Raw genomic sequence first — 11,303 nt, 5'->3', positions numbered from 1 at the left:
GTGTGTCCGGAACATCGGTCGTATGAACTCTGTAGCACCCGGTGAGAAACTAGTACGAAACATTCACTCCCCGGATACGAGTCTATCCGGGTCCAGAGCGGGGGTACTCACGGCTTCCGTTCTCTTAACAGTACTTTGGAAACACTCTCTTCGATTTCAATTTCGAACGGGAGGGCAGTAATGCTACCACGGATGAACCGGATTATCAACCACCGCACCGACTCAGATGGGAACACCACGTGGAAACTTCCCTTTTCGTCGCGGCGAACGGTCAGGAACCCACACAGTGAGAGCCATTCCAGAACGTCTTCGAGCGAATCGAACCGCTCGGCGTACTCCTGTGCGTGGTACTGCGCCACCTGATCGACCATGTCCAGAACCTCCTCATCACGTTCGTCCGGGTCGGTAAACTGACTCAGGAGTGCGTGCAGCAAGTCGATGTCCAGCAGGACGTGCTCGCCCGTCGAAAGCATCTCGTAGTACGTCTGAAGGTGGTCGCTGTCACTCGCATGGGCTGAGTCGAAGTTTGCCGCGTAGAACGCGATCGACTCGCGGATCAGTTGGCTCTGGCTCTCCCCAGTTCGGTCGGTGAGACTTTCTAACGTCTCTTTGGTCTCCTCGTCGAGAGAGACTGTGACCCGGTCGGTTGGCATAGTTGCCTTCGTCACTGGATGGCCTTAATATCGTGTCGTTTGGTGACAGAGCGCTCCCAAATACAGTAACGGGCGCGGCGGCCAGATGTGGTCCGGAACCCGTTACGGCCAGGTTCCGTTCTGCTCGCTGGCGTTCATGACCCGTTGGAGTGCGACGACGTATGCGCCGGTTCGGAGGGACGGGAGGTTTCGCTCCTCGTAGGCATCGACGAGGTTCTCGAACTGCTCAACGATAATCGAATCTAGTTCCTCGTTCACGCGCTCTTCGGACCAGTAGAAGCGCTGCCTGTTCTGGACCCACTCGAAGTACGAGACGATGACGCCGCCCGCGTTCGCGAGGATATCTGGAATGACCAGCGTCTCGCGGTCGCTGAGAACGTCGTCTGCTGCGGGAGTAATCGGACCGTTCGCGGCCTCAGAGATAACGTCCGCGGATATCTCACGTGCCAGAGACTCGTCGATGGCGTTCTCAAGGGCGGCCGGGATCAACAGATCGACATCGAGTGTGAGCAATTCATCGTTCGTTAATTCCGCCGCTGCGTCCGGATAGCCGATGACACTCCCGGTTTCGCGTTTGTAGTCCTTGACTGCGACGGGGTCGAACGACGATTCGCTGTAGATCGCCCCGCTCGAATCGGACACGGCGACGACATTGGCCCCCATCTCGTAGATGAGTTTCGCCGCGATCCAGCCGGCGTTCCCGTAGCCCTGGACCGCCACCGTCGCGCCTTCGAGGTCCTTGCCGAGATACTCGAAGGCTTCACGCGCCGCGACGACTGTCGACCGTCCGGTCGCTTCGACGCGGCCTTCGCTGCCGCCGCTTGCGAGGTCCTTTCCGGTGATGACGCCGGGCTCGGTCGTGTGTTCCAGTGTCTCGTAGGTGTCCTTGATCCAGTTCATCTCGCGCTGGCCCGTGTTAACGTCAGGGGCAGGCACGTCGCGGTCGGCTCCAATCAGTGGCGTCAGCTCCTTCGCGAACGAGCGCGTGACCCGTTCGAGTTCGCTCTCGGAATAGTTGCTCGGATCGATGACGATGCCGCCTTTCCCACCGCCGAGCGGGATGTCGCTCGTCGCCGTCTTGTACACCATCCACCCCGAAAGCGCCTTGACCTCGTCGCGGTCTACTTGCGGGTGATAGCGGATTCCGCCCTTGTACGGGCCACGGTCACCATTGAACTGCGACCGATACGCACGGAACACCTCGACTGACCCGTCGTCCATCTCGACAGAGAGGTTCGTTTCCAGTATACGCTCGGGTGCTTTCAGCCGTTCCAGTTGTCCCTCTGAGATGTCCACGTATTGTGCTGCTGCATCGATCTGCGTCCGCAGGCTCTGGTACGGATTTACATCAGACATGTGTCCATGAGACCCATCGAGATACCAAAAGCTATCCATTTTTACCAGAAAATAATCATATGTATGGTTACAGATAAAGCTAACAGAGCGGCTTACGTCGGCGCTTTAGCTCAGGAAATATTATCCTATATTCAAATTACTATCAAATTTTGTTACTACTAGATTGCCTGTTCTATCTGCTATCCGAACAGTGGTGTCCGTATCGAGTGCCACAGCATCCGCAACCTGTTCCGTTCCGCGCACTGGAACATCGACCCGGTCGACGTCCGGAATCAGGCAGTCACGATGCCCGGTACGTTCGAGCAGAGCGTCTCCGCTGGGGAAGTGCCAGATCCGGGTCACGGATTGGAACACTGGTACCGACATCGGTGCCTCGATGTGCCTGATAGCTCTCTTTTCCATCAAGCGACGTTGTACGTCCATCATAGCTGATCTGGGACGGGAGCCGCTGGACCTCTGGACGACGAGCGAGGACCGCCTGTGTTAGTCCATGTGCTGTCCGTCATGTCTCTCCGTGCGGTCCGGTCGTTGACCCATGGCACTCTATCGGAACGACCGCAGGAATGAGGAAATAATAAATTGTTTAGCAACGAAGTATATCGGACATCAGGTGTTTATTATTGAACCCCACATCCACATTCCGGCGACTGAACCCCTTCGTTTCCGACAGGTGGCGGCATCACGAACGAGTGTCCACTCACCGCGACAGTGGTCTCAGTGATAGCTCCGTGCCCGGGAGAGGCAGATGAGTGACGCCGGGAATCCGCTCGACACGGCACAGGTACTCGTGGTCGGTTCTACGAACTGGTGCGAGCAGTTCTCGGATGCGCTTGCATCGAGTACTGGGGCCACTATCCTCACCGCCGGGACAACACCGGCCGCTCTGGACATAGCACGTCAGCGCTCAGTCGACTGCATGGTCACGGCAGCGACACTTAGCGACGGGAGTGGCACTGATTTGGTCCGACAGCTCCGGGACTCGGCTCCGGACCCTCCAGTCGTTCTCGGGGCAACGGACGGCAGTGAGGCCCTGGCGAGTGAGGCAATCGAGGCCGGCGTTTCCGACTACGTACCCCTTGCGGAGACAGACGGCCTGCAAATAGACGACTTGGTCGAACGAACCGAGAAGGTGCTCCGATCCACGCGGCGAGCGACCATGCAGCGCGAACGGGCACGGCAGTTCGACGCCGTCTTTCACGACACACAGACGGCCACGTGGGTCCTTGACCCGGATGGCTCGCTCGCCCGTGTGAATCAGACGGGACGGGCGATGATTGACGAGGACGTGGACGCGGTCATCGGTGACCCGTTCTGGACGCTGCCGTGGTGGTCCAGATCCGAGGCAACTGAACGCGACATCCGGCAACTCGTAGAAGCCGCACGCGACGGGCAGTTCGGGAACGTGGTCGTCCACCAGCCGACCACAGCCACAGACCGCGTTATCGAGCTCTCAGTTCGGCCGGTCGAGAACGACTTCGGTGACGTAACCTCGATTGTGATCGAAGGAATCGACATCACGGAGCAGGTCACCCTCGACCGCGACCTCCGCCAGTCCGAGGAGCTCCACCGAGTTACGCTCAGCAATATGACCGACACCGTTCTCATGACGAACGAGGACGGAGAGTACACCTACGTCTGCCCGAACGTCCACTTCATCTTCGGCTACACCGACGACGAGATCCGCGAGCAGGAAACGATCGATACGCTCCTCGGTGAGGACCTGTTCGACCGAGCGGAACTCGCCGAGAAGGGCGTTCTCAAGAACATCGAGTGTACCGTCACCGACAAAGCGGGTCACGAGCACACGCTGCTGGTCAACGTCCGCGAAGTCTCGATTCAGGACGGAACGCTACTGTATAGCTGCCGGGACATCACGAAACGGAAACAGCGCGAGGAAGCACTGACGACGCTGCAGGAGACCGCACGGAAGTTCCTCTACACAGAGACCAATCAGGAAATCGCCCAGCATATCGTCGATGACGTGCTCAGTGTGTTCGATGTCTCTGCGAGTGCAATCTATCTGCACGACGCCGAGACGAACGAACTCCAGCCAGTGGCACAGTCCCAGGCGATGACCGAACACCACGGGCCGCTGCCGGCCGTCCGCACGAACGACGACACGCTCCCGAGCCACAGCTTCGTCAACGACGAGACACTCGTGTTCGACGACGTCCATACGTCGGATCGGCTGGAAAACCGGGCGACCGACCTCCGGAGCGTGATGTTCATTCCGCTCGGCAATCACGGCGTGTTCGTCACCGGGTCGACTGCGGTCGGGGTGTTCGACGACGTGACACAGGAACTCACCGACCTGCTCGCAGCGACCGCCGAAGCCGCCCTTGACCGGGTCGTCCGGGAATCCCAGCTCCGGGAACAGGACCGCGAACTCCAGCGGCAAAACGAGCAACTGACTGCCCTGAATCACATCAACAACACGATTCGGGAGATAGACCAGACAATCGTCAGCGCCGAAACGCAGGACGAGATCAACCACACTGTCTGTGAACGGCTGACTGACACGGACCGATTCAAGTTTGCGTGGATCGGGAGTGTCGACCCGGGCGGTAGTACCGTCGAACCGCGAGCGTGGGCCGGCACCGAACAGGGGTATCTCGACAGTCAGCAAGTCACCGTTGCGCCCTCTGAGACCGAGCCCGCAGGCCAGACGGCTGCGACCGGCGACGTGACGATGATTCCCAACGTCGCCGCCGACCTCCGAAACGCGCCGTGGCGGTCGGACGCACTCACGCGCGATTTCCTCTCTGTGTTGAGTATCCCACTCGTGTACAACGACCTCAGGCACGGGATTCTCACCATCTATGCGGACACGAAAGACGCGTTCGACGAGACAACGCGCACTGTGTTGCACGAACTCGGCGAAACGATTGCCTCGGCACTCAGCGCCATCGAACGGAAACACGCCCTGCTCACGACCTCGGTGACCCGCGTCGAGTTCGCCATCGATGACGAGCGGTTCCTCCTGTCGCGACTGGCCCGGTCTGTGGGGTGTACGCTTTCCTACGAGGGTGGCATCCAACACGCGCCGGCCGGCAACAGCGTGTTCGTTACAGTCGAAGATGCTGACGTGCAAACAGTCGCGGCAGCCGCGGCCGATATGACGACGATTGACGACGTGACAGAGATAAGCGACGATGACACTGACACCGGCGTCCTGCGACTGGAGCTGTCACAGCCGTTCCTCGCAATAGAACTCGCCGACCACGGCGCTATCTTCCGGGAAGCGACCGCAGACTCGGCGGGAACGACACTCGTCGTTGATGTGCCACAGAGCGTCGACGTTCGAAATATCGCGCAACTGGTCGATAGTACCTTCTCTGGCGTCGAACTCAAGCGCAAGGAGACGCTCGAACGGGGTGTCGAGCAGGACCGGGGTTCGGAGTTCCTCACGGACCTCACGGAGCGGCAACTCGAAGTGATCCAGACCGCCTACTACAGCGGCTACTTCGAGTCACCGCGCACGAAGTCCGGCGAAGACATCGCGACGATGCTCGAAATCTCCCCACCGGCGTTCTACCAGCATGTCCGGACTGCCCAGCGGAAACTGTTCACCACACTGTTCGAAGAGCGGAGCGTCTCGGGTCTTGAGTCGTGAAGGGGGTTCAATAATAAACAAGCCAATCTCACCCTACTTCTTTGTTTAACCTCTGAATATTCCTTTGATGTCCTTCTATTCCTTAGTCGAGTGCTGGCGGTCGGACACAGTCACTCGTGAATACACATGAGAGATGTAGAGCAAGACCACGACGAGAAGACACCGTACGAGTGCTTTGCGTGTGGCACAGTCATCACTGCAGAGAGCCAACCGGAGAACTGTCGGGACTGCGGCGGCGAAATGCGCAACCGACTGACACCGCTGGAATAACGATGGGACCGGAACTGACCTCCGCCTCTCCGTCGGGTGAGTCGTCGTCAGGGTCGGAAACGGCGCTCGAAACAGCCCGGCTGCAGCTCCACAAAGCCGCGGACCACCTCGATATCGACCCGAACATCGTCGAACGGCTGAACCACCCGAAAAACGTCCACGAGGTCACCGTCCCGATTGAGCGGGACGATGGCACGGTGGAAGTGTTCACCGGGTTTCGAGCACAGCACGATAGCGTCCGAGGGCCGTACAAAGGTGGCCTCCGCTATCATCCCGACGTGACGAGGGATGAGTGCGTCGGACTCGGGATCTGGATGACCTGGAAGTGCGCGGTGATGGACCTCCCCTTCGGCGGCGCGAAAGGCGGTATCGCGGTCAATCCGAAAACGCTGAGCCGAGACGAGAAAGAACGGCTCACCCGCCGGTTCGCACAGGAACTCCGCGAGGTCATCGGTCCGAACCGAGACATACCAGCCCCGGACATGGGAACGGACCCACAGACGATGGCCTGGCTAATGGACGCTTACTCCATGCAAGAGGGCGAGACGATACCGGGCGTCGTCACCGGCAAGCCGCCTATCGTCGGTGGGAGCAAGGGGCGTGAAGACGCGCCCGGCCGGAGCGTCGCGATTATCACACAGCAGGTCTGTGAGTACTACGACCAGCCACTGTCGGACACCACTGTTGCGGTACAGGGTTACGGCAGCGTCGGTGCGAACGCAGCACGGTTACTCGACGAACAGGGTGCGACTGTCGTCGCGATCAGCGACGTGAACGGGGCGATGTACGACCCCGGCGGAATCGATACCGCGACAGTCCCGTCACACGACGAGGAACCGGAAGCGGTCACCGAGTACGCCGACACCGTGATTTCGAACGACGAACTGCTGACGCTGGACGTCGACGTTCTCATTCCGGCAGCACTCGGCAACGTCATCACCGAGGCGAACGCGGACGACATCGCCGCGGATTTCGTCGTTGAGGGGGCGAACGGGCCGACTACGTCCACTGCTGACTCAATTCTCGCTGACCGCGATGTCGTCGTGATTCCGGATATTCTGGCGAACGCTGGCGGCGTCACGGTGAGCTACTTCGAGTGGCTACAGGACATCAACCGTCGGTCATGGTCGCTTGAGCGCGTAAACGATGAACTCGACGAAGAGATGCGAGCGGCCTGGGACGCCGTTCGGACGGAGTTCGAAAAGCGCGACATCACGTGGCGTGATGCGGCATACATCGTCGCCCTTTCACGCATCGCTGAGGCCCACGAAGCGCGCGGGCTCTGGCCGTAGTTCTGTTTCTGCCGGTCCCGGAACGGGTTCCACGCCTGCGTCCCAGCGCCGAGAAGTCGCTACTGTGCTTCTCTCAGTAGCAGAACTCGAACCGCGCCCCGCCAGCAGCGCCGTCTGTCACACGGACGCTCCAGCCGTGCGCATTGGCGATGTCTTCGACGATTGAGAGTCCGAAGCCAGTACCCCCTTTGGTAGACGTGACGCCGTGTTCTAGCACCTCCTCACGCTTCTCCGGAGGAATCCCGTCACCGTCGTCTTCGACGTAAAACCCGTCGCCGCCGTCTAACTGCCCGACAGTGACGGTGACGGTGTCTCCGCCGTGCTCGGTAGCGTTTCTGAAGAGGTTCTCGAATAGCTGCGTCAACCGCCCGGCGTCACCAGCCACTGTCGGGACCGTGTCAGCAACCGTCAGCGTCGCTTCAGCGGTGTCGACGTATCCCCAGGCCTCCGTCGTCACAGCCTTGAGGTCGATCTGTTTCGCATCCGTAACTGTGGTCTCACCGCGCGATAGCGTCAGGAGGTCGTCGATCAGCCGCTCCATGCGATCATGTGCCGCCTCGATCCGGTCTACGTGACTGAGGTCGCCTGTCTCCTCGACGATGTCGAGAAACCCGATGGCGATGGATAGCGGATTCCGGAGGTCGTGGGCGACGACACTGGCGAACTCATCGAGCCGTTCGTTCTGCCGCTGGAGTTCGGCCTCGCGGCTTGCACGGGTGAATGCCGCCTCGACAGTCGCACCCAGTATCTGGAACAGATCCACGTCTGTATCAGAGAACGTCTGTTCCTGTGTCGTTCCGACGCCGATAAGCCCAAACTCGCCCAGCGGAACGAACAGACCGCTTCTGAGAGCCGTGCCGGTTTCGCCGAACGATGTCACGGACTGGATGTCATCGTATCGACGCACTTCTGAGGCCTGGAACGCCTCCCAGACAAACGCCGAATCGGACTGCACACGTGGCAGCTCACCGAACCGATCCCTCGTGGCTGCACTCGCCGACAGCGGAACAAGCTCGTCGGTCCGGTCGGCGTACTCCCAGATACCGGTGAGTTCGAACCCGAGAATCTCGACGGCAGCCTCGATCGCGATGTCTCCGATCTCGTCATTCGACCGTGCGCCACTGAGCCGCTGTGCTGTTTCCTGCAGCGACCGGAGTTTCGCCTCTAACTGTTTCTGCTCAGTGATGTCCTCTAACACGGCCAGTATGCTCGCTATCTCTCCGTCGGGAGCAGTGATTGGGGCAGCCGACAGGAGCAGATCTAGTTCCTCACCGGCTTTCGTCTTCCGTCGTACCTCCTTGCCCCGAATCGGCTCGCCGCTCAATACGCGCTCCCGGTGAGAGGCGAACTCAGCCTGGTGCTCGTCTGGGACCATCGGATTGAATTCGCCAAGTACCTCTTCGCTCGACCAGCCGAACATATTCTCGGCTCCATCATTCCAGCGGATGACCGTCCCGTCCGTGTCGATTTCCATGACAGTGAGCGGCGTCGCCTCGATGAGTGACTCCAGTCGCTGGTTCGTCGCTTCGAGTTTGCGTTCCCGCTCGACCTGCTCAGTCACGTTGCGGGCGATGCCGACGATCCGGACGATCTCGTCACCCACAATAACCGGCGCGAGGCTCGTGTCCCAGAACCGTGCGTCGTCAGCGATGTCCAGCTCCTCACGATACGAGATTGGCGCACGCTGTTCGACACAGCGAGTGTAGTTCGCTGCGAGCTCAGCACCGCGTTCGGCACCGAAGACCTGCCGCGGTGTTTGCCCTCGAACGTCCTCGGTCGTGAGTCCCGTCTGCGACTCGTAGCCGGGGCTGAGTCGCGCAAACTCGAACGCTGGCTCGTCACCGGCTGTCTCGACATCGAGCATGAATATGGCGTCACCGGAGGTGTTGAGCAGTGCCTCGTATTCCTCTGCAAGCTCTCGGTGCGCGCGCTCCTCGGCTCTTCGCTCGGTGATATCCTGGAAAACACCCCGAAGCACGGGCTCGTTGTCCTGCGAACCGTCGACGCGCTCCCCCCATGCCCGAACATCGCGTACCTCACCGTCTGTCCGAACGATTCGGAGATCGAGATCGTACGACTCCCGGGCCTCGATTGCCCGCTCGACGGCCTTCGTAATCGTCCCCCTGTCCTCAGGATGGTAGAACTCGATAGCGTCGTCGATAATCGGTTCGTAATCGTCGTCGACCCCGTGAATCCGACGCACTCCAGCGGACCAGTCGAGGTCGCCTGTAGACGGGTAGTACTCCCAGACACCGATATCAGCGATGGCTTGCACTCGTTCGAACAGGAACTCCTGTCGCTGGAGCTCCGCCCGGTCTTGTCTACGCGATATTTCGGCGCTCACGAGCTCTGAGAGTAGCTTCACGAACGTCCGCTCGAGCGCTCCAAAGGGAGCGACCCGCGTTGTGGGACTCGAAAAATTGACCGTCCCGTACCGACTCCCGTCAACGACCAATGGGACGCCGATGTACGATTCTAACTCGAACTCACGATATGCTGGGTGGGTTTCTCTCCCGTCGGCCACCGCATCGGTAAACGAACAGAGGGAATCTGTGCCCACGACTTCTTCGCAGTACGTCGATCCGATATCGAACTGATCCCCGGATTCGATTTCGGCAGTCGGCGCGTGCACTGCCGTGACCGTGTACTCATCCCCCTGAATGTGTGAGACGATGCCGATGTCGAGACCGAGCGTTTGACACCCCAGTTCGAGAAGTTCGTGAAGGCGTGTTTCGGCTGAGACATCGCTGCTTGCCATGATATTCTGGAGTTCCCGGAGCGCGTCGCGCTCTCGCTCCAACTGTCGCTTGGGTTCGCTCTGTTCCGTGATGTCCCGAGCAACGACAAGCGCTTGACTGCTCTTGTTGCTCTGGAACGGTGTCACTCGGACATCAAGTGTGCGTTTATTGCCACCGGTCGTGATATCAAGCTGTAAGTCCGCGTCGTACAACCCCGTGACGCCACCGTCGCCCTCTATGTCATTGAGCGTCGAGCGGACCGCAGATGTAAACTGCTCCGCATCAGACGTGGAAACGCGGTCACCCACGACTGTCTCTAACTGCTGCCCCGCGACCTGCGTTGCCCGTTCCCCGGCAATCAGCCGTTTCGACGCCGCGTTCGCGAATTCGATCGTCCCCTCATCGTTCAGGACGAACACGGCGTCGTGGATGGTTTCGAGGATCGCTTCACTGCGCTCCAGTTCCAGTTCGCGCTCCCGCTCGGCCGTCGTTTCACGTGAAAAGACGGTGAGCCCGTCATCGTCCGGGAATACCCGCACTTCGACCCAGTACTCAAAGGGTTCGCCAAGGTACTGTTCGAACGACACCGGGTCACCGGTTTCCATTGCCGTTCGGTATTTGTCTTCGAGTCCCGTCCCAACTACCGAGGGGAACTCTTCCCAGATGACCGTACCGACGATAGCCTTGGGGTCGCGGCCGACCCGGTTAGCCATCTTCTCGTTTACGTATTCGATTCGCCATTGGCTGTCGACGGCATAAATCCCGTCAGTCGCCCGCTCTAAGGTTCGTTGGAAGCGGTCGGATAGCCGCTCGGCGGCCGCCTGTTTGCGAGCGGCATCGGTGAGCGTCTGGATGCGGCCCGCGAGCACCTCGAAACTGTTCTGGCCCGCGCGGATCGGAATGTAGTCGGAAACACCCGCCTGTGTCGCTTCGCTCGCAATTCGCTCGCTCCCGCGGCCGGTAAATAGAATCGTCGGTAGTTCGTACTCGCCAGCCTGGAGCCGATTCAGGAGGTCGATTCCCGTCCCGTCCGGCAGTGAATACGAGGTGACCACACAATCGATAGTCGATGTTTCGAGCGAGTCGAGAGCAGCCTCCACAGTCCCGACAGCTGTCATGTCAAAATCCGATGAGAGATGTGCGAGTTTCGTCTGTGTTAGCTCAGCAAACTCACCATCGTTGTTTACATACAGAACCTGAATGGAATCGGGAGTCCTGTCACCTATGTAGGCCATTGGAGCTACTACGTAGTGGGCTTTTATCAGTCGAGTGCCCCGGTTTTTATCTGTGATACTATTACGACCCGCCGAAATCAGAAATCACGGGTGTCAGGTGATTCGGTGCTGAAAATTTCCGCTCTTGACACATACCACGTCCAAGA

6 protein-coding genes are annotated in these 11,303 nt (G+C 59.6%); 3 read left to right on the top strand and 3 right to left on the bottom strand.

Annotated features, from left to right (window positions below; translation table 11 throughout):
- Nucleotides 1–107 precede the first annotated feature (107 nt).
- Nucleotides 108–653, bottom strand: coding sequence for a ribbon-helix-helix protein, CopG family (locus DVK01_RS14285; RefSeq protein WP_121537239.1), 546 nt, complete (start codon nt 651–653; stop codon nt 108–110).
- Nucleotides 654–755: 102 nt separating this feature from the next.
- A complete protein-coding gene (locus DVK01_RS14280; protein WP_121537237.1) occupies nt 756–2,009 on the bottom strand; it encodes a Glu/Leu/Phe/Val dehydrogenase in 1,254 nt (417 codons plus the stop codon).
- A 745-nt stretch (nt 2,010–2,754) separates the two neighbouring features.
- Here DVK01_RS14280 and DVK01_RS14270 point away from each other — a divergent pair.
- The 3 genes from DVK01_RS14270 to gdhB all read left to right on the top strand — a co-directional run bounded on the left by DVK01_RS14270 (nt 2,755) and on the right by gdhB (nt 7,184).
- A complete protein-coding gene (locus tag DVK01_RS14270) occupies nt 2,755–5,622 on the top strand; it encodes a bacterio-opsin activator domain-containing protein (RefSeq protein WP_101351601.1) in 2,868 nt (955 codons plus the stop codon).
- 126 nt (nt 5,623–5,748) lie between these two features.
- Nucleotides 5,749–5,892, top strand: a complete 144-nt coding sequence (locus DVK01_RS14265) for a rubrerythrin-like domain-containing protein (protein ID WP_121513159.1) — start codon at nt 5,749–5,751, stop codon at nt 5,890–5,892.
- A 2-nt stretch (nt 5,893–5,894) separates the two neighbouring features.
- Nucleotides 5,895–7,184, top strand: coding sequence for a glutamate dehydrogenase GdhB (gene gdhB, locus DVK01_RS14260; protein ID WP_121537235.1), 1,290 nt, complete (start codon nt 5,895–5,897; stop codon nt 7,182–7,184).
- A gap of 73 nt (nt 7,185–7,257) precedes the next feature.
- Here the strand turns inward: gdhB and DVK01_RS14255 are convergent, their stop codons facing one another.
- A complete protein-coding gene (locus DVK01_RS14255) occupies nt 7,258–11,157 on the bottom strand; it encodes a PAS domain-containing protein (protein ID WP_121537233.1) in 3,900 nt (1,299 codons plus the stop codon).
- Nucleotides 11,158–11,303: the final 146 nt, after the last annotated feature.

Origin of the sequence: Haloarcula sp. Atlit-120R (assembly GCF_003665885.1) — an archaeon.
Classification (GTDB): domain Archaea; phylum Halobacteriota; class Halobacteria; order Halobacteriales; family Haloarculaceae; genus Haloarcula; species Haloarcula taiwanensis.
The sequence above is the reverse complement of the archived record's forward strand: the minus strand, read 5'-3'. Positions and strand labels throughout refer to the sequence as shown.

Bases quoted from the DNA above. Each gene is read 5' to 3' on its own strand.
- DVK01_RS14285 (WP_121537239.1), bottom strand. From the start codon at position 653: ATGCCAACCGACCGGGTCACAGTCTCTCTCGACGAGGAGACCAAAGAG.
- DVK01_RS14280 (WP_121537237.1), bottom strand. From the start codon at position 2,009: ATGTCTGATGTAAATCCGTACCAGAGCCTGCGGACGCAGATCGATGCA.
- DVK01_RS14270 (WP_101351601.1), top strand. From the start codon at position 2,755: ATGAGTGACGCCGGGAATCCGCTCGACACGGCACAGGTACTCGTGGTC.
- DVK01_RS14265 (WP_121513159.1), top strand. From the start codon at position 5,749: ATGAGAGATGTAGAGCAAGACCACGACGAGAAGACACCGTACGAGTGC.
- gdhB (WP_121537235.1), top strand. From the start codon at position 5,895: ATGGGACCGGAACTGACCTCCGCCTCTCCGTCGGGTGAGTCGTCGTCA.
- DVK01_RS14255 (WP_121537233.1), bottom strand. From the start codon at position 11,157: ATGGCCTACATAGGTGACAGGACTCCCGATTCCATTCAGGTTCTGTAT.